General features: G+C 69.5%; 23 protein-coding genes. 18 read left to right on the forward strand and 5 right to left on the reverse strand.

What is annotated here, in order from left to right; translation table 11 throughout:
- Positions 1-55 precede the first annotated feature (55 nt).
- Genes LCHO_RS10725 through LCHO_RS10730 form a run of 3 tightly spaced genes read left to right on the forward strand, consistent with a single transcriptional unit; the run spans position 56 to position 1,303 of the window.
- Positions 56-811 (forward strand): amino acid ABC transporter ATP-binding protein, encoded by a 756-nt coding sequence (locus tag LCHO_RS10725; protein ID WP_012347166.1) that lies wholly within the window; start codon positions 56-58, stop codon positions 809-811.
- A complete protein-coding gene (locus LCHO_RS22745) occupies positions 808-954 on the forward strand; it encodes a type II toxin-antitoxin system HigB family toxin (protein ID WP_012347167.1) in 147 nt (48 codons plus the stop codon). Before LCHO_RS10725 ends, LCHO_RS22745 begins: the two co-directional genes overlap by 4 nt.
- Positions 944-1,303 carry a helix-turn-helix domain-containing protein gene (locus LCHO_RS10730; protein WP_012347168.1) on the forward strand — a complete coding sequence of 120 codons (360 nt, stop codon included), beginning with the start codon at positions 944-946 and terminating at the stop codon, positions 1,301-1,303. The genes LCHO_RS22745 and LCHO_RS10730 overlap by 11 nt, the downstream gene beginning before the upstream one ends.
- A 48-nt stretch (positions 1,304-1,351) precedes the next feature.
- Here LCHO_RS10730 and LCHO_RS10735 read toward each other — a convergent pair whose 3' ends face one another.
- Both LCHO_RS10735 and LCHO_RS10740 read right to left on the reverse strand, forming a co-directional pair.
- Positions 1,352-1,600: a glutathione S-transferase family protein gene (locus LCHO_RS10735; RefSeq protein ID WP_223210534.1), complete on the reverse strand. Its 249-nt coding sequence runs from the start codon at positions 1,598-1,600 to the stop codon at positions 1,352-1,354.
- A 118-nt stretch (positions 1,601-1,718) separates the two neighbouring features.
- Positions 1,719-2,684, reverse strand: a complete 966-nt coding sequence (locus LCHO_RS10740) for a LysR family transcriptional regulator (protein ID WP_012347169.1) — start codon at positions 2,682-2,684, stop codon at positions 1,719-1,721.
- Between the two features lie 126 nt (positions 2,685-2,810).
- Between LCHO_RS10740 and LCHO_RS10745 the strand changes: the two genes are divergently transcribed.
- From LCHO_RS10745 to LCHO_RS10750, 3 genes are read left to right on the forward strand one after another with little or no spacing between them, the layout of a single operon-like run.
- Positions 2,811-3,617, forward strand: coding sequence for a (R)-mandelonitrile lyase (locus LCHO_RS10745; RefSeq protein WP_012347170.1), 807 nt, complete (start codon positions 2,811-2,813; stop codon positions 3,615-3,617).
- Positions 3,618-3,628: 11 nt separating this feature from the next.
- On the forward strand, positions 3,629-3,805 hold the full coding sequence (locus tag LCHO_RS23700; RefSeq protein WP_012347171.1) for a hypothetical protein: 177 nt from the start codon (positions 3,629-3,631) through the stop codon (positions 3,803-3,805).
- Positions 3,806-3,839: 34 nt separating this feature from the next.
- On the forward strand, positions 3,840-5,057 hold the full coding sequence (locus LCHO_RS10750; RefSeq protein WP_012347172.1) for an aldo/keto reductase: 1,218 nt from the start codon (positions 3,840-3,842) through the stop codon (positions 5,055-5,057).
- Positions 5,058-5,284: 227 nt separating this feature from the next.
- On the opposite strand, the gene LCHO_RS10755 is transcribed toward LCHO_RS10750, so the two are convergent.
- A complete protein-coding gene (locus LCHO_RS10755) occupies positions 5,285-6,292 on the reverse strand; it encodes a sodium:calcium antiporter (protein WP_012347173.1) in 1,008 nt (335 codons plus the stop codon).
- 122 nt (positions 6,293-6,414) lie between these two features.
- On the opposite strand from LCHO_RS10755, the gene LCHO_RS10760 reads away from it, so the two are divergent.
- The 12 genes from LCHO_RS10760 to LCHO_RS10815 all read left to right on the forward strand — a co-directional run bounded on the left by LCHO_RS10760 (position 6,415) and on the right by LCHO_RS10815 (position 19,317).
- The gene (locus LCHO_RS10760; protein WP_012347174.1) at positions 6,415-7,665 is read left to right on the forward strand and encodes a putative Na+/H+ antiporter; all 1,251 of its coding nucleotides are present in this window, start codon (positions 6,415-6,417) and stop codon (positions 7,663-7,665) included.
- A gap of 123 nt (positions 7,666-7,788) precedes the next feature.
- On the forward strand, positions 7,789-8,379 hold the full coding sequence (locus LCHO_RS10765) for a 2-oxoacid:acceptor oxidoreductase family protein (protein WP_012347175.1): 591 nt from the start codon (positions 7,789-7,791) through the stop codon (positions 8,377-8,379).
- Positions 8,363-9,628, forward strand: coding sequence for a 2-ketoisovalerate ferredoxin oxidoreductase subunit alpha (gene porA, locus LCHO_RS10770; RefSeq protein WP_012347176.1), 1,266 nt, complete (start codon positions 8,363-8,365; stop codon positions 9,626-9,628). Before LCHO_RS10765 ends, porA begins: the two co-directional genes overlap by 17 nt.
- A gap of 336 nt (positions 9,629-9,964) precedes the next feature.
- Positions 9,965-10,996, forward strand: a complete 1,032-nt coding sequence (locus LCHO_RS10775; RefSeq protein WP_012347177.1) for a thiamine pyrophosphate-dependent enzyme — start codon at positions 9,965-9,967, stop codon at positions 10,994-10,996.
- Positions 10,997-10,998: 2 nt separating this feature from the next.
- Entirely contained in the window at positions 10,999-12,708 is a 1,710-nt protein-coding gene (locus tag LCHO_RS10780) for an NAD(P)-binding protein (protein WP_043705155.1), read from the forward strand.
- Positions 12,709-12,772: 64 nt separating this feature from the next.
- On the forward strand, positions 12,773-13,987 hold the full coding sequence (locus LCHO_RS10785) for an ABC transporter substrate-binding protein (protein WP_012347179.1): 1,215 nt from the start codon (positions 12,773-12,775) through the stop codon (positions 13,985-13,987).
- On the forward strand, positions 13,963-15,699 hold the full coding sequence (locus LCHO_RS23150; protein ID WP_012347180.1) for an ABC transporter permease: 1,737 nt from the start codon (positions 13,963-13,965) through the stop codon (positions 15,697-15,699). The genes LCHO_RS10785 and LCHO_RS23150 overlap by 25 nt, the downstream gene beginning before the upstream one ends.
- Positions 15,696-16,340 carry an ATP-binding cassette domain-containing protein gene (locus tag LCHO_RS23155; protein ID WP_012347181.1) on the forward strand — a complete coding sequence of 215 codons (645 nt, stop codon included), beginning with the start codon at positions 15,696-15,698 and terminating at the stop codon, positions 16,338-16,340. The genes LCHO_RS23150 and LCHO_RS23155 overlap by 4 nt, the downstream gene beginning before the upstream one ends.
- Positions 16,337-17,512, forward strand: a complete 1,176-nt coding sequence (locus LCHO_RS10800; protein ID WP_012347182.1) for an MFS transporter — start codon at positions 16,337-16,339, stop codon at positions 17,510-17,512. The genes LCHO_RS23155 and LCHO_RS10800 overlap by 4 nt, the downstream gene beginning before the upstream one ends.
- A gap of 65 nt (positions 17,513-17,577) precedes the next feature.
- Positions 17,578-18,219 (forward strand): cation efflux transmembrane domain-containing protein, encoded by a 642-nt coding sequence (locus LCHO_RS10805; RefSeq protein ID WP_012347183.1) that lies wholly within the window; start codon positions 17,578-17,580, stop codon positions 18,217-18,219.
- Positions 18,203-18,655: a disulfide bond formation protein B gene (locus LCHO_RS10810; protein WP_012347184.1), complete on the forward strand. Its 453-nt coding sequence runs from the start codon at positions 18,203-18,205 to the stop codon at positions 18,653-18,655. Before LCHO_RS10805 ends, LCHO_RS10810 begins: the two co-directional genes overlap by 17 nt.
- Positions 18,652-19,317, forward strand: coding sequence for a DsbA family protein (locus tag LCHO_RS10815; protein WP_012347185.1), 666 nt, complete (start codon positions 18,652-18,654; stop codon positions 19,315-19,317). The genes LCHO_RS10810 and LCHO_RS10815 overlap by 4 nt, the downstream gene beginning before the upstream one ends.
- A gap of 4 nt (positions 19,318-19,321) precedes the next feature.
- On the opposite strand, the gene LCHO_RS10820 is transcribed toward LCHO_RS10815, so the two are convergent.
- Together LCHO_RS10820 and ribA are read right to left on the reverse strand one after the other, a co-directional pair.
- On the reverse strand, positions 19,322-19,819 hold the full coding sequence (locus LCHO_RS10820; protein WP_012347186.1) for a hypothetical protein: 498 nt from the start codon (positions 19,817-19,819) through the stop codon (positions 19,322-19,324).
- A 63-nt stretch (positions 19,820-19,882) separates the two neighbouring features.
- On the reverse strand, positions 19,883-20,524 hold the full coding sequence (gene ribA, locus LCHO_RS10825) for a GTP cyclohydrolase II (RefSeq protein WP_012347187.1): 642 nt from the start codon (positions 20,522-20,524) through the stop codon (positions 19,883-19,885).
- Between the last annotated feature and the right edge of the window lie 178 nt (positions 20,525-20,702).

Genomic DNA, 20,702 nt, shown 5'->3' on the forward strand with positions numbered 1-20,702 from the left:
CGGCCCACATCCCCGCGGGGGATCGGTCGACGTATTCGTCGGCCGAGGGGCAGTCATGACCGTCCCGATCATCACCTTCGAGCGCGTCAACAAGTGGTACGGCGACGCCTTCCACGTGCTGCGCGACATCGATCTCAGCGTGCGCCGCGGCGAGCGCATCGTGATCTGCGGCCCGTCGGGTTCGGGCAAGTCGACGCTGATCCGCTGCATCAACGCGCTGGAGCCGTATCAGGAAGGCCGCATCGGGGTCGACGGCACCCCGCTCGGCATCGAGGGCCGCGAGGACGACCGCGCGGTGCAGGCCGTGCGCCGCCAGGTCGGCATGGTGTTCCAGCAGTTCAACCTGTTCCCGCATCTGACGGTGCTGCAGAACCTGACGCTCGCACCGCTGCACGTGAGCCGCGAGCCCAAGCGCGAAGCCGAGGCCCGCGCGATGGCGCAGCTCGAACGGGTGCACATCGCCGAGCAGGCGCACAAGTTTCCGCTCCAGCTCTCGGGCGGCCAGCAGCAGCGGGTGGCGATCGCCCGCGCGCTGTGCCTGGCGCCCAAGATCATGCTCTTCGACGAGCCCACCTCGGCGCTCGACCCCGAGATGATCCGCGAGGTGCTCGACGTCATGATCGAGCTCGCTGGCCAGGGCATGACGATGGTCTGCGTCACGCACGAGATGGGTTTTGCCAAGTCGGTGGCCGACCGGGTGGTGTTCATGGACCAGGGCCAGATTGTCGAGGCGGCGCCGCCGGCGGAGTTCTTCAATGCGCCGCGCAGCGAGCGGACACGCAGTTTCCTGGAGCAGGTGCTGGCGCATTGAACGGCGTAGTGTTCAACATCGGCGGCAACAAGTACCGGCTGGTGGTTGAAATGCAGTACCGCGCCGGCATCGCATGGGTGAAATTCATCGGAACCCACGCCCAGTACGACAGGATCATTGTGGAGACCGTCAATGACCATTAAGCCGATTCGCACCGACGACGATCTGCATGCGGTGTTCCGCCATCTCGAGAGCATTTACCAGGCAGACGAAGGCACGCCCGAGGCAGACGAGCGAGACGTGCTGATGACCTTGATCGAAGCCTACGAGAACCAGCATTACGACTTCGGTCCGGCGGACCCGATTGAAGCGATCAAGTTCAGGATGGAGCAACAGGGCCTGACGCCACGCGATCTCGAACCCTATATCGGGCCCAGCGGACGAGTCTCCGAGGTACTCAATCGCAAGCGCCCGCTGAGCCTGCGGATGGTCAAGCAACTCCACGATGGATTGCGCATTCCCTACGAGAGCCTACTCGCCGGGACGGCGTGATCGGCCGTCGGATCGGCGCATTGCTATCGGCCTGCGGAATCCTCGGTTCTATCCGTTGTGACGACCGGTTGAATCCACCCGCGCGCAGTACGCCTCGATGGTCCGCTTCCACGCAGGCCGGGCCAGGCACCGATCCCGATACGACGCGATTGCCGGATACGGCGCGATGAATGCCTCGTCCTTGATGCCCGCCGAGAGCACGTGCGCCATCAGGATGTCGGCGACCGTGAAACCGTCTGTCGCGACAAAGTTGCGGTCGGCGAACCAGCGTTCCAGGTTCGTCAGCACCCGATTCACCCAGCCGACCAGGAACTGGCTGTGCTTGCCGCAATTGCCGTCCGGCAGTCAGGCGGTCATGGGGTGATGCACGCCGCCCGCCCCCAATGCAACAGTACGCAGGGTCGAGCGCCGCCGTTCAATCCGGCAAGACTCGCGCACCACGCGCGGCCGATTTCATTTCACGCATGGTCAACACGTATTCGGGGTTGTCGACCAGCCGCGCCACCGCCAGATCAACGAAGGCGCGCACGCGTGCCGGCTGCGCGCTGCGGCTGCCGTAGTAGACGAAGTAGCTGTAGCGGTCAGGTACGAGATCGACCAGCAGCGGCACCAGTTGCCCGGCCCGGATGTAGGGCGCGGCCGTCACGCCCGCCAGTTGCCCGATCACCTTTCCGGCCAGGACGGCGTGCAACTCCAGCACCTCGTCGTTGGTGCTCAGCGCAGGCACGACGGGCTGCTCCACCTCTTCATCGCCCACCTTGAAGCGCCAGGGCACCACGCGCCCGGTGCCCGGGTTGCGGTACACGCTGCAGCGGTGCGTGGGCAACGCCGCCATGCTGTCGGGCACGCCATGAGCGAGCAGGTAGCCGGGTGACGCACAGAGCACCAGCTGAACCGGAAACAGCCGGCGCGCGATCACGCCCTCATGGGGCGAGATGCCGAGCCGGAAGCCCACATCCACCCGGTCCTCGACCCAGTTGCCGACCCGGTCTTCCAGCTGGACGTCGGGCACGATGTCCGGATAGCGCACGCAGAACTCGTCCAGCAGCCGCCAGAGCAGAGGCTGGAAGGTGGCGCGCGGGCCGACGATGCGCAGCGGCCCGGCGATCTCGTCCTTGGCATGTCGGACGGTCTGCAGGGCCCGACGCAGGCCCAGGAGCGAGGGCTGGGCCTCGTCGAGAAACCGCTGGCCTTCATCGGTCAGCGCCATGGAGCGGGTGGTGCGGTGGAACAGCCGCACGTCCAGGTGCTGCTCCAGTTGCGCCAGCGCCTGGCTGGCGGCCTGCGGACTGATGTTCAGCGCAGCGGCGGTCTTGCGCAGGCTGCCCAGTTCGGCGGCCGTGACGAAGACGGAAATGGCGCGCAGTTCGTTGATGGCCATGGCGATGTCCGGCGCAGATTGTCCGATCCAGGTTGCCAATTCATCAAGAGTTTTGCAGCTATTCATCGATCAATCGGGTTCCTAGACTGGAACCCGTTGCACTGTCTCAACACTCAGGAGTCCTTCATGCATCGTTGGATCGTTGCCGCATTGGCCGCGGGGGTGCTGTGCCCCGCAGGCGCAGCCGAGCCGGAACTCCAGGTCTCCCGGGCCGGCGCACGCACGGCCCGCCCGGCACCGGCCGCGCACTTCAGCGGTCAGGCGATGGTGGACATGCGCCATGTGCCCAGCGGCGCGGCGCGAGCCTCCGTGGGCTCGGTGAGCTTCTCGCCGGGGGTTCGTACCGCCTGGCACACGCACCCGCTGGGGCAGACGCTGGTGGTCACGGCCGGCGCTGGGCAAGTCCAGCGCTGGGGTGGTCCGGTGGTCGAGATGCGGGTCGGTGACGTGATCCACATCCCGCCGCTGCTCAAGCATTGGCACGGTGCCGCACCAGGGGGCGCGATGACCCATCTGGCCATCACCGAGGCGCAGGACGGCTCGACCGTCCAATGGCTGGAGGCCGTGGCCGAGGCCCCAGGCGCACCGGCACCCGCCACCGCCGCATCAGCGGCGCCATCGCGCGCACAACGCCTGATGGGCGATGTGGCACCCAAGTTGGCCCAACTGACCGACGAAGTCTTGTTGGGCGATGTCTGGACCCGGCCCGGCCTGTCGCCCCGGGACCGCAGCCTCGTCACCGTGAGCGCGCTGATCGCGTTGAACAGGCCTGAGCAACTGCGCTCGCACCTCGGGCTCGGGCTGAACAACGGCCTGACCCGCGACGAGATCTCCGAAGCCCTCACCCACCTGGCGTTCTACGCCGGTTGGCCCAATGCCATCACGGCCGCTGGTGTGGCGCGCGAGGTGTTCGCCGCTGCGCCAAAACCGTGACAGCCACCGCCATGGACCACGTCACCGCCAACAACGGCATCCGCATGCCGATCGACGCCTCGCTGCGCCGCCTGCCGCTGGAGCACCTCGACCCCTTCCACCAGCAGGTCGAGAGCGTGGCCTTCATGCGCGAGCAAGGCGTGCAGGCCATGGTCAAGCGCCTGAGCGAGTGGCGCGTGGACATTTGAGCCCAAGCTCACCATCACATTGAAGGAGCAAGACATGAGCATTCGCCCGACACCCATGAACGCCGACCTTGAAGGTCAAAACCAGCAACGCCGCCACCTGATGCTCACCGCCGCCACGCTGGGCGTGGCTCCGTGGCTTCTCTCCGCCTGCGCCAGTACCGCCGGCGGTGCAGAGGCAGGCCGCTCGCCGGGCCGCCCACAAGCCGCCGGGGCGCGTCGCCGGCTCGGCCCGCTCGAAGTCTTTCCCGTAGGGCTGGGCTGCCAATGGCGACCGGGCGCCACGCCCGGCGTGGTGGTCGATTCGTACAGCAGCCGCTTTGACCGCCCGGCCGCCATCCGCCTCATCCGCCAGGCCGTGGACCAGGGTGTCACGTTGATCGACACGGCCGAAGCCTACGGCCCCTTCCTGTCGGAAGACATCGTCGGCGAGGCGCTGCAGGGCATCCGCGACAAGGTGGTGCTGGAGACCAAGTTCGGCTTCGACATCGATCAGGTCACAGGGCAACGCCTGCCCGGTGGCCGCAACAGCCGGCCCGAGCACATCCGCCGGGTGGTCGACGCCCAGCTGCGGCGCCTGCGCACCGACCGCATCGACGTGCTGATCCAGCACCGGGTGGACCCGAACGTGCCCATCGAGGACGTGGCCGGCACGGTCAAGGACCTGATCGGCGCCGGCAAGGTGCGGCACTTCGGCCTGTCCGAGCCCGGCCTGCAGAGCGTGCGCCGCGCCCATGCGGTGCAACCGCTGGCGGTGATCCAGAACGAATACTCGATGCTGTGGCGTGGCCCCGAGGCCCAGGTGCTGCCGCTGTGCGAGGAACTGGGCATCGGCTTCGTCTGCTGGAGTCCGCTGGGCATGGGTTTCCTGGCCGGCGGCGTGCGGGCGGATTCGCGCTTCGCGACCGCGCCGATCACCGACTTCCGCGCCATCTCGCCGCGCTTCGCCCCCGAGGTGCTGCCCGCCAACATGGCGCTGGCCGACCTGGTGCGCAACTGGGCGCAACGCAAGAACGCCACGCCCGGCCAGTTGTCGCTGGCCTGGCTGCTGGCGCAAAAGCCCTGGATCGTGCCGATTCCGGGCACCACCAACGCGGCCCACATGACCGAGAACCTGGGGGCGGCCTCGATCTCGTTCACCGCGCAAGAGCTGCAGCAGCTCAACACCGCGGTGGCCGCCATCCGCATCCAGGGGGATCGCCTGCCGCCGGCCGTGGCGGTGATGTCGGGCGTCGAGGCTGCGCCCAAGCGCTGAGCGGGCGCCGCTGTTGTCGACCGACGCGCCGGGGGCGAGTATCCCCGACCGTCCGCCCGCGAAGGCGATCACCACCGCCATGCTGAACGAGGCGTAGAGGCCGATCTTGGAATCGACGCCCGCGATGACGGACATCGCGACGAGCAAGCCGCTGCCCGGGTCGGACACCGGGTCGAGGGATGCGGTTGCCGATCGGTTTGGCACTGCAGCCGTTTGGCGGGCCGGGTTCAGCGTCCGTGCAGGTACTGCACCACCGCATTGAACAGATACAGCGCCAGCAGCACGAGACTGGCCCAGCTGGCCGAACGCCACACGCGTGAGACCGGCCGGTAGACCAGCGCCACGATCACCGCCCCGTTCATCATGCAGGCGGTCAGCGCAGAGACGATGTGCAGCGGCGACAGATGCTGATAGAGCGGCCCGCTCAGATACGCAAAATCATCGACGGCCAGGATCAGCACGTCGAACAGGTTGCTGCCCAGCAGGTTGCCGAAAGCCATGTCGATGGCGCCGATGCGCACCGCGCCCCAGGTGGTGGCGAGTTCCGGCACCGAGGTGGCCAGTGCCACGAAAAGCGTGCCGACGAAGGAGTTCGACCAGCCCATCAGGTGGGCCAGTTCGACACCGATCAGCGGCAGCCAGATGCCCATGCCGACGATCACGGCCGAGGCGATGCCGTAGCCCATCAGGGCCGTCTTGAGCGTCATCGCCGTCGGTGTCTCGACGGGGGCGGAGTTGCCCCGTCGTTGCTCGGTGAGGTAGAGCGCGCGCATGCCGATGAGGTAGATCGCCACGATCAGCACGCTGGCCAGGCTGAAATGACCGAGCGCAGGCATGCTGCCCTGCTGGCTCAGCACCAAGGCCAGGCTGACCGCCGACAACAGGATCACCCCCAGCCCCGCGGACATGGCGTGCGTGGCGCTGGCAGTCGCATAGATCGCACCGTGCCGGTAGAACACGTCGACCAGCGCGAGGATGGCCAGATTGAAGACGCAGCTGCCCAGCGCGTCGCCGACCGCGATGTCGGGCGCATCGGCCACGGTCACGGCGCTCAGGCCGGTGACCAGTTCAGGCAGCGACGTGACCGTGGCCACCAGGACCAGGCCGATCCAGTTGCGCGACAGGCCGGTGTGGCTGGCGATCGCATCGCCGTAGCGGCTCAACCGCGAACCCGCCACGCCGATCACCGCGGCACACAGGCTGAACTGGATCCAGATGGACAGGGCCGGATGCATGACGGGCCTTCGATCGGTGGGAACGCTTGCAGTATCGAAGCCTGTCGGCCCGCCGAGCCGATTCACCCTGTGGTAGGTTTGCCGCGGATCACGGTCAGCCCCTGTTCTCAACCACGGACTCCATGCAAAACATCGAACTCATCTCCGCTGTCGTCTTCGGGCTCGCGCTGCTGCACACGTTTTCGGTCAAGTTCTTCGAGCAGCTCGCGCACCGGCATCCCCGGCACGCCGGGCTGTTTCACCTGCTCGGCGAGATCGAGGTCGTGTTCGGCTTCTGGGCCTTCGTGCTGATCGCGCTGATGGCCTTGGTGGACGGCGGGCCGCGGGCGATCGCCTACGTCGAGTCGCGGCAATACACCGAGCCGCTGTTCGTGTTCGTGATCATGGTGGTGGCGGCCTCGCGGCCGGTGCTGCAGGCGATCCAGGCGCTGATTGCCGGCATCGCGCGCCGGGCACCCGGGCAGACCGCGGTCATGACGGTGTGGCTGTGCCTCGCGCTGGTGCCGCTGATCGGCTCGTTCATCACCGAGCCGGCGGCCATGACGCTGGCCGCGCTGATGCTGGCGCCGCGGGTCTTTCGCCCCGGCATGCCCGAGTGGCTGAAATACGGCGCGCTGGGCGTGCTGTTCGTCAACGTCTCGATCGGTGGCACGCTGACCTCGTTCGCGGCGCCGCCGGTGCTGATGGTGGCCGGCACCTGGGGCTGGGACAGCGCCTTCATGGCACGGCACTTCGGCTGGAAGGCCGCCATCGCCGTGCTGATCAACGCCACGGCGATCACCTGGCTGCTGCGGCGTCACCTCGCCACGGCTGACGGCGACAGCGCGCCGCCGCAGGTCCACCCCGCGTCGAAGACGGTCAGCGCGATCCACCTGGCGTTTCTGGCCGCGGTGGTCGTGTTCGCGCATCACCCGGTGATCTTCCTGGGGCTGTTCCTGCTGTTCCTGGGCTTCACGCAGGCCTACGCGCGCTACCAGAGCCCGCTGATCCTGAAAGAGGCGCTGCTGGTCGGCTTCTTCCTGGCCGGGCTGGTGGTGCTGGGTGGCATGCAGCAGTGGTGGCTGCAGCCGATCGTCTCCAGCCTCGAACCGACCGCGCTGTTCTTCGGCGCGCTCGGGCTGACGGCGATCACCGACAACGCGGCGCTGACCTACCTCGGCTCGCTGATCGAGGGCATGTCCGACCCGGCCAAGTACATGCTGGTGGCCGGCGCGGTGGCCGGCGGCGGCCTGACCGTGATCGCCAACGCGCCCAACCCGGCCGGCGTGACGCTGCTCAAGCAGGGCTTCGAGGACCAGTCCATCGGCGCCGGCGGTCTGTTGGCCGGCGCGCTGTTGCCCACGATGGTCGCAGCCGCGTTGCTGCTGTCCTGAGTTTCCCGGAGTCGACCTGAACCGGGCGCACCGAGCCCGTCCGGCTTGAGCCACGTCAAGCCGCAGCCCCCTGCGCAGGCGAAGAATCGCCGCCATCCGAGCCAAGGCGAAAGGATGGTCCCGATGCTGCAGATCCGCATCCACGGGCGGGGTGGGCAAGGCGTGGTGACGGCGGCCGAGTTGCTGTCGGTGGCCGCCTTCGAGCAGGACCGCCACGCGCAGGCCTTTCCGAGCTTCGGCTCCGAACGCACCGGCGCGCCGGTGGTGGCGTTCTGCCGCATCGACGACCGCGAGATCCGCCTGCGCGAGCCCATCCTCGCGCCCGACGTGCTGATCGTGCAGGACCCGACGCTGCTGCACCAGGTCGACGTCTTCCAGGGCCTGCAGGCCGACGGCTACGTGCTGATCAACAGCCGGCGCAGCTTCGACGAACTCGGCCTGGGCGAGATCGCCACGCGCTTTCGCCATGAACGCCTGATCACCGTGCCGGCCAGCGAGATCGCGCAAAAGCACCTCGGCCGCCCGCTGCCCAACGCCGTGCTGCTGGGCGGTTTCGCGGCGTTGTCGGGGCTGATCACGCTCGACGCCGTGGCCCATGCGATCGGCGACAAGTTCAGCGGCAAGGTGGCCGCCGCCAACGTGGCTGCCGCGTCCGAGGCCTTCGACTACGTGCGCCATCAACTCCGGGAACTGACCCATGCTCAAGCAGATTGAAGGCTCGCAGGCGGTGGCGCAGGCGGTGGCGCTGTGCCGCCCGGAGGTGATCTGCGCCTATCCGATCTCGCCGCAGACGCACATCGTCGAGGGCCTGGGCGAGCTGGTGAAGGACGGCTCGCTCGCACCCTGCGAGTTCATCAACGTCGAGAGCGAGTTCGCGGCGATGAGCGTGGCCATCGGCAGTTCGGCCGCCGGTGCACGCACCTACACCGCCACCGCCAGCCAGGGCCTGCTGTTCATGGCCGAGGCGGTCTACAACGCCAGCGGCCTGGGGCTGCCGATCGTGATGACGGTGGCCAACCGGGCGATCGGCGCGCCGATCAACATCTGGAACGACCACAGCGACAGCATGAGCCAGCGCGACTGCGGCTGGATCCAGCTGTTTGCCGAGAGCAACCAGGAGGCGCTCGACCTGCACATCCAGGCCTTCAAGCTGGCCGAGGAACTCTCGATGCCGGTGATGGTGTGCATGGACGGCTTCATCCTCACGCACGCCTATGAGCGCGTCGACATGCCCGATCAGGCCGCGGTCGACGCCTTCCTGCCTCCGTACGAACCGCGCCAGGTGCTCGACCCGGCCGAGCCGGTGTCGATCGGCGCGATGGTCGGGCCCGAAGCGTTCATGGAGGTGCGTTACCTCGCGCACGCCAAGCAGCTGATGGCGCTGGACGTGATCCCGCGCATCGCCGATGAATTCGAGCAACGGTTCGGTCGCCGTTCCCATGGCATGTCCGGCGGACTGGTGCGCGGCTACCGCACCGAAGACGCCGACACCATCGTGGTCGCGCTCGGTTCGGTGCTCGGCACGCTGAAGGACACCGTAGACGAGATGCGCGCCGAGGGTCTGAAGATCGGCGTGCTTGGCATCCAGTCGTTCCGGCCGTTTCCGCTCGTTGCGGTGCGTGCGGCACTGCAAGGTGCGCAGCGGGTGGTGGTGCTGGAAAAGAGCTTCTCGGTTGGCCTGGGCGGCGTGGTGTCGACCGACGTGCGGCTCGCGCTCTCTGGGCTGCAACTGCACGGCTACACCGTGGTGGCCGGGCTCGGTGGGCGATCGATCACCAAGGCCTCGCTGCACCGCACGCTGCGCGAGGCGATTGCCGACAAGCTTGCGCCGTTGACGTTCATGGATCTGGATTGGCGGATCGTGAATCGGCAGTTGGAGCGCGAGGCGCAGATGCGGCGCAGCGGGCCGATCGCGGAGAACCTGCTGCGCGATGTCGGCACGGTGGCGTCGAAGGTGAGCTGAGGTGGTGTCCATGCAGCCTTCGATGCGCTTGAGCGGGAGCAGGACGGCGGGGCGGTGTACTCCGCTCATGTCCCCCGAATCGGACTGCGTCCGCTTCTCCTCCTTGACTTCGCTGCGCACACCACCCCACCGTCCCGCTCGTGCCACCACTGTGGTTGTTCGGGCGGTTGAACAACAGCGGTGCTGCTTGACGTGGATGTCGGGTGACCGGTGTAGTGAAGTCAAGGAGGAGGGTCGGGCGCAGCCCGAGCCGGGGGACATGAACGGAACCGGTCGCCCGGCGTCCATGTCCCGCGCCAACGCTTGAAGTCCAGCAGCAGCAACAGGAACCATCCGATGTCGCAGCAACCGATCAAGTTCTACCAGACCGGCACGTTCACCGTCGGTAACCGCCTGCTCGCCCCCGAGCAACGCAGCGTGCAAGCCAGCACCGAGCGCAGCAACTCCCTCAACTCCGGCCACCGCGCCTGCCAGGGCTGCGGCGAGGCGCTGGGAGCGCGTTATGCGGTCGATGCCGCGATGCGTGCCACCGACGGCCAGCTGATCGCCGCCAACGCCACCGGCTGCCTGGAGGTGTTCTCCACGCCCTACCCCGAAACCTCATGGCAGCTGCCGTGGATCCACTCGCTGTTCGGCAATGCCGCGGCAGTGGGCACCGGCATCGCGGCGGCGTTGAAGGTCAAGGCGCAAAAATTGGCAAAGACAGCCGGCCAGGCCCGCAGCGACGTGCGCGTGATCGCCCAGGGTGGCGACGGCGGCACCACCGACATCGGCTTCGGTTGCCTGAGCGGCATGTTCGAGCGCAACGACGACGTGCTCTACATCTGCTACGACAACGAGGCCTACATGAACACCGGCGTGCAGCGCAGCTCGGCCACGCCGCCGGCGGCCCGCACGGCCACCACGATGGCAGTGGGCGCGCACCCCGGCGCCGAGTTCGGCCAGGGCAAGAACCTGCCGCTGATCGCGATGGCGCACGAGATCCCGTACGTGGCCACCGCCACCGTCGCCGACCTGCGTGACCTGGAGGCCAAGGTGGCTCACGCGATGAGCCTGCACGGCGCGCGCTACCTGCACATCCTGGTGCCCTGCCCGCTCGGCTGGGGCTCGGCCAGTCACGACACCATCAAGCTCGCCCGGCTGGCGCGCGAGACCGGCCTCTTCCCGGTCTTCGAGGCCGAGCATGGCGAGGTGACCCACGTGACAAAGATCCGCAACCGCGTGCCGGTCGAGGATTACCTGCGGCCGCAGAAACGCTTCGCCCACCTCTTCGGCACGCCCGGGCAGCCGCAGATGCTGGCGCGGATCCAGGCCGATGCGGATCGCAACATCCGCCGCTTCAAGCTGCTCGACGAGGTGACGGCATGACCATGCAGAAACCGTTTGCGATCACGCTCGACCCGGGCTCGTCGCTCGCCAACAAGACCGGCACCTGGCGCACCGAACGGCCGGTCTACGTCGACCGCCTGCCACCGTGCAACGCCCAGTGCCCCGCCGGCGAGGACATCCAGGGCTGGCTGTTCCACGCCGAAGGCGGCGACTACGAAGCCGCCTGGCGCCACCTGACGCGCGACAACCCCTTCCCCGCGATCATGGGCCGGGTCTGCTACCACTCGTGCGAAGGCGTCTGCAACCGCGGCCGCATCGACGCGCCGGTGGGCATCAACTCGGTCGAGCGCTTTCTCGGCGACGAGGCCATCAAGCGGGGCTGGCAGTTCACGCCGCCCACAAACGAGAGCGGCAAGCAGGTGCTGATCGTCGGCGCCGGGCCGTCGGGCATGTCGGCGGCCTATCACCTGCGCCGGCTCGGCCACGGCGTGACGGTCATGGAGGCCGGCCCGCTGATGGGCGGGATGATGCGTTTCGGCATCCCCAAGTACCGGCTGCCGCGCGACGTGCTCGACGCCGAGATGCAGCGCATCGTCGCGATGGGCATCGACGTGCAGCTCGGCGCCCGGGTGGCCGACATCGCGCAGAGCATGGTCGACGGCGGCTACGACGCGGCGTTTCTGGCGGTGGGCGCGCACATCGCCAAGCGCGCCTTCATACCGGCCAAGGACTCGGCCCACATCCTCGACGCGGTGTCGGTGCTGCGCTCGATGGCGGGCGCCGAGGGTGAAGGCTCGCAGCCGATGCTCGGCCGCCGGGTGGTGGTCTACGGCGGCGGCAACACCGCCTTCGACGTGGCCCGCACCGCCCGGCGGCTGGGCGCCACCGAGGCGGTGATCGTCTACCGCCGCACCCGCGACAAGATGCCGGCGCACGATTTCGAGGTCGAGGAGGCGCTGCAGGAAGGCGTGATGGTGAAGTGGCTGTCGACCATCACGCAAGCCGGTGACGGCGCATTGACGATCGAGAAGATGGTGCTCGACGAGCAGGGCCGCGCCCAGCCGACCGGCGAGTTCGAGACGCTCGCGGCCGACTCGCTGGTGCTCGCGCTCGGCCAGGACGTCGATCTGTCGCTGCTCGACGGCGTGCCCGGCCTGGAGCTGAAGGACGGCGTGGTGCAGGTCGACCCCGCCACGCTGATGACCGGCCACCCCGGCCTGTTCGCCGGCGGCGACATGGTGCCGGCCGAGCGCAACGTGACGGTGGCGGTGGGCCACGGCAAGAAAGCCGCCCGACACATCGACGCCTGGTTGACGGCGCCCCCACGCTCTCTGCGTTCGCTGCCCCCCGAGGGGGCGCAGGCCGCCTTGGGGCGGCCCGGCGGCGACCTGGCCGCTACGCCGAGCGCCAAGCACCCGCTTGCCACTTTCGAGCACCTGAACCCCTGGTACTACAGCGACGCGCCCCAGACGATGCGCCCGCAGCTCGACCTGGCGCGCCGCACCAGCAGCTTCGACGAGGTGCAAGGTGGCCTGACCGAGGACAACGCGCTGTTCGAGGCGCGCCGCTGCCTGAGCTGCGGCAACTGCTTCGAGTGCGACAACTGCTACGGCGTGTGCCCCGACAACGCGGTGATCAAGCTCGGGCCGGGCCGGCGCTTCGAGATCAACCTCGACTACTGCAAGGGCTGCGGCATGTGCGCGGCCGAGTGCCCGTGCGGCGCGATCGAGATGGTGGCCGAGACGGGTTGACACCGCAGCGCGATGGCGCGCCGGTGCGCACAATGCGGCCTTTCCACTGCACTCGCCGCCGCCCATGCTCGATCGCCGTCAATTCACCCTCCTGAGCCTCGGCTCGCTCGCACCGGCCTGGGCCGCCGCCCAGGCCGGTGCGCCCTGGAACGAGGTGCTCGCCAAGGCGCGTGGCCAGACCGTCTACTGGAACGCCTGGGCCGGCGACGAGAAGATCAACGCCTTCATCGCCTGGGTCGGCGAGCAGGTCAAGGCGCGCCATGGCGTCACGCTGCAGCATGTGCGGCTCAAGGACACCGCCGAGGCCGTGACCCGCGTGATCGCCGAGAAGTCCGCCGGCCGCAGCCGCGACGGCTCGGTCGACCTGATCTGGATCAACGGGCCCAACCTGCTGGCCATGAAGCAGCAGGGTCTGCTCCACGGCCCGGTGACGCAGGCGCTGCCCAACTACCGCTGGGTCGACACGGTCAACAAGCGCTCCAACGTGATCGACTTCACCACCCCGGTCGACGGCCTGGCGGTGCCCTGGCGCATGGCGCAGGTGGTGTTCGTCTACGACTCGGCGCGCATCCGCAACGCCACCGAGGTGCCACGCTCGGCCGCTGCGCTACTCGACTGGGCGCGCCGGCACCCGGGGCGGCTGACGCACCCGGACGTCAGCAACTTCCTGGGTTCGACCTTTCTCAAGCAGGCGCTGCTCGACCTGACGGCCGATCCGGCGGTGCTGCAACGCCCGGCCACCGACGCCAACTTTGCGCAGGTCACGGCACCGTTGTGGGCCTGGTACGACCAACTGCGGCCGACCCTCTGGCGCCGCGGCGAGCAGTTCCCCGACAGCGGCCCGGCGCAGCGCCAGCTGCTCAACGACGGCGAGATCGACATCACGCTCTCGTTCGACCCGGCCGAGGCGGCGGTGTCGGTGCAGGCCGGCCTGCTGCCGCCGAGCGTGCGCACCTTCACCTTCAGCAAGGGCACGATCGGCAACACCAGTTTCGTGGCCATCCCCTACAACGCCCGCAGCAAGGAGGGCGCGCTGGTGGTCGCCAACTTCCTGCTCGAACCCGCCACCCAGGCGCGCGCGCAGGACATCGCGCAGACCGGCGCCTTCAACGTGCTCGACCTGTCGCGACTCGGTGCGGCCGAGCGTGCGCATTTCGATCGCCTCACGCCCAGCGCGGCCCTGCCCAGCGCCGCCGAACTCGGCGTGCCGCAGCTCGAACCGCATGCCTCGTGGATGACGCGCATCACGGCCGAATGGCAGAAGCGCTACACCCGCTGAGCGTCGAGTCAAGCCGGCCACGGCCACACGGTTCGCGCTGGCTGGCGCTGGCGCCGGCCCTGACGCTGACGGCCTTCACGTTGCCGATCGCCGCCGGCCTGCTCGGCACGCTGCTGCCCGCTTTCGGCTACCTGCCGGCGCTGGGCGGCGAGGGCCTGGGCCTGGCGCCGTGGCGCTCGCTGTTCGAGGCCCCGGGCTTTGCGACGGCGCTGCGCTCGACCCTGGTCACCGGCTGGCTGGCGAGCGGGCTCGCCGTGCTGCTGGCCGTGTGCATCGTCGCGTACCTGCACCCCCGGCGCCGGGCCCGCCGGCTCGGCGAGGCGATGGCGCCGATGCTGGCGATGCCGCATTCGGCGCTGGCCATCGGCCTGGCCTTCCTGATCGCACCGTCGGGCTGGCTGGTGCGCTGGGTTTCACCGGGGCTCAGCGGCTGGGAGCTGCCGCCCGACGTCAGCACCGTCGGCCACCCGTCGGGCTGGCCGCTGGTGCTGGCGCTGCTGCTCAAGGAAGTGCCGTACCTGGTGCTGATGCTGCTGGCCGCGCTCAACCAGGTCAACGCGCAGGCCCACGTCACGGCGGCGCGTGCGCTCGGTTACGGCCCGGTGCAGGCGTGGCTGGCGGTGGTGCTGCCGCAGGTCTGGGCGCAGATCCGCCTGCCGGTCTACGCGGTGCTGGCGTTTTCGCTGTCGGTGGTCGACGTGGCGCTGGTGCTGGGCCCCGGCAACCCGCCCACGCTGGCGGTGCTGGCGGTGCGCTGGTTTGCCGACCCGGACCCGCAATGGATCTTCCCGGCCTCGGCCGCCGCCACGCTGCTGCTGGGCGTGGTGGCTGGCAGCATCGGGGCCTGGCACCTGGCCGAGCGGGCGGGGTTGCGCTGGCTGCGCGAACGCCAGGCCCGCGGCGTGCGCAGCCGCGCCAGCCACGCGCTGGCGTCGGCGGCCACGGCGATCGGCGCCGTGCTGCTCGCCGCCGCGGTGCTGTCGATGCTCGGCCTCGCGCTGTGGTCGGCCGCCCGAAGCTGGCGTTTCCCGGCCGCCTGGCCGACCGACTGGACCTTCGCCAACTGGCAGCAGCAGGCGTCGAGCCTGATCGGGCCGGCGCTGACGACGCTGGGCGTGGGCGCTGCGTCGACCCTGATCGCGCTGCTGCTGGTGCTGGCCTGCCTCGAAAACGAAGCGCGCGCACCCGGCCGGCGCCCGTCGCGCAGCCTGTGGCTGCTCTACCTGCCGCTGCTGGTGCCGCAGGTGGCGTTCCTGTTCGGCCTGCAGGTGCTGCTGGTGCGGCTGGGCGCGGACGGCACGCTGGCGGCGGTGATCGGCGCGCACCTGGTGTTCGTGCTGCCCTACCTGTTCCTGTCGCTGGCCGATCCGTGGCGCGCGCTCGACCCGCGTTACAGCCGGGCTGCCGCCAGCCTGGGTGCCTCGCGCTGGCGGGTGTTCTGGCGCATCAAGCTGCCGATCCTGCTCAAGCCGATCCTGATGGCGTGCGCGGTGGCCTTTGCGGTCAGCGTCGGCCAGTACCTGCCGACGCTGTTCGCCGGCAGCGGCCGGGTGGCCACGCTGACCACCGAGGCCGTCACGCTGGCCGGTGGCGCCGACCGCCGCGTGATCGGCACCTGGGCGCTGCTGCAGGCGGCGTTTCCGCTCGTGGCTTTCTGGGCCGCGGCGGCGCTGCCGCGGCTGATCTACCGACACCGCAAAGGCCTGGTTTGACATTGCCACTCCACCTCGACAACGTGCAGATCCGGCTCGGCGAGCGCGTGCTGCTCGGCCCGATCGGCGCCCGGATCGAGCCCGGCGAGTGCCTGACGGTGATGGGCCCGAGCGGCTGCGGCAAGTCGACCTTGCTGGCCTTCGTGGCCGGCACGCTCGACCCGGCGTTCAGCGCGAGCGGGCACGTGCGCATCGGCGCGCACGACCTGACCGGCGTGCCGCCCGAGCGGCGCCGCATCGGCATCCTGTTCCAGGACGACCTGCTGTTTCCGCACCTGTCGGTGGCCGGCAATCTCGGTTTTGCGCTGCCGGCCGAGGTGCGGCCCAAGGCCGTGCGGCGCCGGCGCATCGAGCAGGCGCTGGCCGACGCCGGCCTGGCCGGGTTTGCCGATCGCGACCCGGCGACGCTGTCGGGCGGCCAGCGCGCCCGCGTCGCGCTGCTGCGCAGCCTGCTCGCCGAGCCCGCCGCACTGCTGCTCGACGAACCGTTCGGCAAGCTCGATGCGCAGCTGCGCGACGATTTCCGGCGCTTCGTCTTCGATCACGTGCGCGCGAGCGGTCTGCCGACCCTGCTCGTCAGCCACGACGCCGCCGATGCCGCTGCCGCAGGCGCGGCGGTGATCCAATTGCCTCAGACATGAAAAATCCGGTTCCCGTCATCGTCATCGCCCAGCTGTTGGGCACCTCGCTCTGGTTCTCGGCCAACAGCGCGGCCGAGGATCTGCGCCAGGCCTGGGGCCTGAGCCTGGCCGACATCGGCACGCTGACCAATGCGGTGCAGGTCGGCTTCATCGTCGGCACGCTCGGCTTCGCGCTGACCGGCCTGGCCGACCGGCATCCGGCCAGCCGCATCTTCGCGGTCTGCGCCACGCTGGGCGCGCTGTGCAACGCCGCCTTCGCGCTGTGGGCGCAGGGGCTGGAATCGGCCGTGCCGCTGCGCTTCGCCGTCGGGCTGTGCCTAGCCGGGGTCTATCCGCTGGGCATGAAACTGGTGGTCAGCTGGGTGCCGCAGCGCGCCGGTGCGGCGCTGGCGCAGCTGGTGGGCATGCTGACGCTGGGCACCGCGCTGCCGCACGGCATGCGCTTCGCGAGCACCGGGCTGTCGTGGCAGGCCACCATCCTGGTGTCGTCGGCGCTGGCCCTGCTGGCTGCGGCCCTGATCGGCCGGCTCGGCGACGGGCCGCATCTGAAGCGCCAGGCCGGCGCCCCGCCGCTGCGGCTGGGCAAGGTGTTCGAGGCGTTTTCGGTGCCGGCCTTCCGGGCCTCGGCGCTCGGCTATTTCGGCCACATGTGGGAGGTCTACGCCTTCTGGACGCTGGTGCCGGCGCTGCTGGTGCTGGGCGGGCTGGCCACGCCCGGCAGCGCGGCGCTTTCGGGTCTGGCGTTCCTGGTGATCGGTTTCGGCGCCGTCGGTTGCCAGCTGGGCGGCTGGTGGAGCCAGCGGGTCGGCAGCGCGCGGGTGGCGGCCACCGCGCTGGCGGCGTCGGCGCTGTGCTGCGCGCTGTTTCCGTGGACCGACGGCTGGTGGAGTGCGGCCCGGATCGCGCTGCTGCTGGCGTGGGGCGCGGCCGTGGCGGCCGATTCGCCGCACTTTTCGGCGCTGTCGGCCCGAGCCTGCGCGCCCGAGATCGTCGGCAGCGCGCTGGCGCTGCAGAACTCGATCGGTTTCGCGATCACGCTGGTGTCGATCCAGCTGGGAACGGCCTGGGTCGACGGCTGGGGCGCCCGGATCGCCTGGCTGCTGCTGCCCGGCCCGCTGCTCGGCCTGATCGGCCTGCGCTCGCTGTGGTGGCCTCGAGCCGTCCGGGCGTGACGACAATCCCCATCGGCACACGCACGGATCCGCACCTGGCCCACCTCTGTTGCAAGGAAACACCCATGTCTGCCCACTGCTGCCAGCACGAACCTCCCAAGCCGGCGGCGATCGTCGACCTGGCCCGCTACCGCCGCGTCCTCTGGATCGCGCTGCTGGTCAATGCCGCGATGTTCGCGGTCGAACTCGGCGCCGGCTATCGCGCCGGCTCGCTGTCGCTGCTGGCCGACGCGATCGACTTCGCCGGCGATGCGCTGAACTACGGCGTGTCGCTGGCCGTCTTGTCGGCGGCGCTGGCGTGGCGCGCACGGGCCGCCGTGCTCAAGGGGCTGTGCATGGCGGGCTTCGGGCTGTTCGTGATCATCCGGGCGGTCTGGGGCGCGCTCGGCGGCGCGGTGCCGGACGCGGCCACCATGGGCGTGGTCGGCGCGATCGCCCTGCTGGCCAACGTCGGCGTGGCGTGGATGCTGTATGCGTTTCGCGAAGGCGACGCCAACATGCGCAGCGTCTGGCTGTGCTCGCGCAACGACGCCATCGGCAACCTCGCGGTGATGGGCGCGGCGGCGGGCGTGCTCGGCACCGGCACGGCGTGGCCCGACCTGGCGGTGGCGGCCGTGATGGCGGCCCTGGCGCTGCAGGGTGGCTGGCTGGTGCTGCGGCAGGCCCGCGGCGAACTGACAGCGCAAGCGCATGAACACGCACACTGAATCCGCAACGTCCGCAACGGCGCAAGCGGCCTCGCGCTGGCTGTTCGCCGCCTGGCTGATCGCGCTGGCCGCGACGCTCGGGGCCCTGTTCATGGGCGAGGTGATGGGCAAGACACCGTGCGTGCTGTGCTGGTATCAGCGCATCGCGATGTTTCCGCTGTCGATCATCCTGTTTCTCGGCCTCGTGCCATTCGATCCGCGCAGCATCCGCTACGCCCTGCCGCTGGCCGCCATCGGCTGGCTGATCGCGCTCTATCACTGCCTGCTGTTCTGGGGTGTGGTGCCGGAGGATCTGATCCAGTGCGCACAGGGCGCGTCGTGCAAGGACGCCGACGTGCAGATCGCCGGCTTCGTGCCCATCCCCTTGTTGTCCCTGCTGGCCTTCACGCTGGTGGTCGGGCTGTTGTTCCTCGCAAGAAGAAAGTCTCGAGAATGAATCAGACACGGCTGGCCGTCGCGGCCCTGCTCATCGCCGCATTCGCCTTCATCGTCGGCACGCTCTACTACAAGAGCGAAACCCTGCAGCAGTCCACGACGGCGGTGCAGGACAACCGACAGGCGCTGGTGCGGCCACACGCGCCGGTGTTCGGCAACGCCCAGGCCAAGGTGACGATCGTGGAGTTCTTCGATCCGGCCTGCGAAACCTGCCGGGCCTTCTACCCGATCGTCAAGGACATCATCCGGTCGGGCTTCGGCGAGGTGAACCTGGTGCTGCGCTACGCGCCGCTGCACCAGGGCTCCGACATCGCCATCCAGATCCTGGAAGCGGCCCGGCAGCAGGATCTCTACTGGCCCGTGCTCGAGAAGGTGCTCGAGACGCAGCCGATCTGGGCCGATCACGCCCAGCCGAATCCGCAGCGGATCTGGGAACTGCTCGACGGCACCGGCCTCGACATGGCCAGGGCCCGGGCGGCGATGAACGACGTGGCGATCAGGCAGGCCCTCGAGCAGGACGTGGCCGACATGGTCACGCTCAAGGTGACGAAGACGCCCAGCTTCTTCGTCAACGGCACGCCCTTGTCGCGCTTCGGCGTCGAGGAACTGCGCACGCTCGTCAGCGAAGAACTCAGGCGCGCCAAGGCACAGTCGCCGAAGTGACGGGTCAGCCGGCGCCGCGGCCCACCTCGCCGAGCACGCGCTTGAGCGTCTCGACCATCGGCGCGATCTCGTCCGGCGCCAGACCGCCGTGGGCGCGCAGGTAGTCGGCCACCGGACGGTTGCCCGCCTTGCCGACCGGCACGCCGTCGCGCAGCAGCAGCGACTTGCGCGCGAAGTCGGCGGCGCTGCCGTGGCAGCCGCTGCACTTCGCCTTGAACACCGGCGCCGTCGTCACCTGGGCGACCAGCATCGCGGTCACCGGCGCGACCCAGTCGTCGGCGAGGTAGTGCTGTTGCAGGAACTCGTCGAGCCTGTCGCGGTGGTGCCGGCCGATCAGCCGCCCCTGCTCGACCTGCAAGGTGCTGCGGGCAAAGTCCCCGGCGTCGCCGTGGCAGCTCTTGCAGCGCCCGTCCCAGTAGTCGTGCAGGTCCGGCGGATCCGCGCTGGCCGGCACCACCGGTGCCAGCGCCATCCACAGCAGCAGGGCCATCAGTCTGCGCATGTCGGGCTCCTCGTCTGACGCGGCATTGTGCGCACGCGCTGGGCGGGGGCGCCTTGCGAAGCGTCAATCCGCCGGTGATGCCGCGGCGGGCGTCAGCAGGTGCCCGAGCCGGTCGCGCTTGGTGGCCAGGTAGCTGGCGTTCTCGGGGTTGGCCTCGATCTCGTGCGGCTCGCGCTGCTCGATGCGGATGCCGTGCTCCTGCAGCGCCAGCAGCTTGAGCGGGTTGTTGCTCATCAGGCAGACCGAACGCACCCCGAAGTCGTGCAGGATCGCCGCCGCCGCCTCGAAACGCCGGCTGTCGGCCGGGTGGCCCAGCGCCAGGTTGGCCTCCACCGTGTCCAGCCCCTGGTCCTGCAGCGTGTAGGCGCGCAGCTTCTGGTCGATGCCGATGCCGCGCCCCTCGTGCCCGCGCATGTAGATCACCAGCCCGCGCCCGACCTGGGCGATGCGCGCCAGCGCCATCTGCAGCTGCGGGCCGCAGTCGCAGCGCAGCGAGCCGAAGATGTCGCCGGTCAGGCACTCCGAGTGCACCCGCACCAGCACCGCCTCGCCGGCGAGTTCGCCGACGTGCAGCGCCAGGTGCTCGATGCGCGTGGTGAGGTCGAAGTACGACGTCATCGTGAACTCGCCGTGCGGCGTGGGCAGGCGGGCGCTGGCGCCGCGCTCGATGCGGGCCTGTAGGCAGGTGGCGGGTTCGGACTTCATGGCGGTCGGTTCGGGCAATTCCTCTTGATCCGCATGATCGCATCCGCCGCCGCCGAGCCCTCTGGGCGCGGGTTTTGGGAGGGGTGGCAGCCCCCCGGCGAGAGGGGGGCTTCGCGGGGGGGCGACTTCCAGAATCGTCGCCATGGCCCAGCCATCGGTGCGGATCTCGCGCCGGACC

Source organism: Leptothrix cholodnii SP-6 (assembly GCF_000019785.1).
Lineage (GTDB): Bacteria > Pseudomonadota > Gammaproteobacteria > Burkholderiales > Burkholderiaceae_C > Sphaerotilus > Sphaerotilus cholodnii.

Excerpts from the sequence above, each read along its gene's own strand:
- LCHO_RS10725 (WP_012347166.1), top strand. The coding sequence starts at position 56 with ATGACCGTCCCGATCATCACCTTCGAGCGCGTCAACAAGTGGTACGGC.
- LCHO_RS10730 (WP_012347168.1), top strand. The coding sequence starts at position 944 with ATGACCATTAAGCCGATTCGCACCGACGACGATCTGCATGCGGTGTTC.
- LCHO_RS10740 (WP_012347169.1), bottom strand. The coding sequence starts at position 2,684 with ATGGCCATCAACGAACTGCGCGCCATTTCCGTCTTCGTCACGGCCGCC.
- LCHO_RS10745 (WP_012347170.1), top strand. The coding sequence starts at position 2,811 with ATGCATCGTTGGATCGTTGCCGCATTGGCCGCGGGGGTGCTGTGCCCC.
- LCHO_RS23700 (WP_012347171.1), top strand. The coding sequence starts at position 3,629 with ATGGACCACGTCACCGCCAACAACGGCATCCGCATGCCGATCGACGCC.
- LCHO_RS10750 (WP_012347172.1), top strand. The coding sequence starts at position 3,840 with ATGAGCATTCGCCCGACACCCATGAACGCCGACCTTGAAGGTCAAAAC.
- LCHO_RS10755 (WP_012347173.1), bottom strand. The coding sequence starts at position 6,292 with ATGCATCCGGCCCTGTCCATCTGGATCCAGTTCAGCCTGTGTGCCGCG.
- LCHO_RS10760 (WP_012347174.1), top strand. The coding sequence starts at position 6,415 with ATGCAAAACATCGAACTCATCTCCGCTGTCGTCTTCGGGCTCGCGCTG.
- LCHO_RS10765 (WP_012347175.1), top strand. The coding sequence starts at position 7,789 with ATGCTGCAGATCCGCATCCACGGGCGGGGTGGGCAAGGCGTGGTGACG.
- porA (WP_012347176.1), top strand. The coding sequence starts at position 8,363 with ATGCTCAAGCAGATTGAAGGCTCGCAGGCGGTGGCGCAGGCGGTGGCG.
- LCHO_RS10775 (WP_012347177.1), top strand. The coding sequence starts at position 9,965 with ATGTCGCAGCAACCGATCAAGTTCTACCAGACCGGCACGTTCACCGTC.
- LCHO_RS10780 (WP_043705155.1), top strand. The coding sequence starts at position 10,999 with ATGCAGAAACCGTTTGCGATCACGCTCGACCCGGGCTCGTCGCTCGCC.
- LCHO_RS10785 (WP_012347179.1), top strand. The coding sequence starts at position 12,773 with ATGCTCGATCGCCGTCAATTCACCCTCCTGAGCCTCGGCTCGCTCGCA.
- LCHO_RS23150 (WP_012347180.1), top strand. The coding sequence starts at position 13,963 with ATGGCAGAAGCGCTACACCCGCTGAGCGTCGAGTCAAGCCGGCCACGG.
- LCHO_RS10800 (WP_012347182.1), top strand. The coding sequence starts at position 16,337 with ATGAAAAATCCGGTTCCCGTCATCGTCATCGCCCAGCTGTTGGGCACC.
- LCHO_RS10805 (WP_012347183.1), top strand. The coding sequence starts at position 17,578 with ATGTCTGCCCACTGCTGCCAGCACGAACCTCCCAAGCCGGCGGCGATC.
- LCHO_RS10810 (WP_012347184.1), top strand. The coding sequence starts at position 18,203 with ATGAACACGCACACTGAATCCGCAACGTCCGCAACGGCGCAAGCGGCC.
- LCHO_RS10815 (WP_012347185.1), top strand. The coding sequence starts at position 18,652 with ATGAATCAGACACGGCTGGCCGTCGCGGCCCTGCTCATCGCCGCATTC.
- LCHO_RS10820 (WP_012347186.1), bottom strand. The coding sequence starts at position 19,819 with ATGCGCAGACTGATGGCCCTGCTGCTGTGGATGGCGCTGGCACCGGTG.
- ribA (WP_012347187.1), bottom strand. The coding sequence starts at position 20,524 with ATGAAGTCCGAACCCGCCACCTGCCTACAGGCCCGCATCGAGCGCGGC.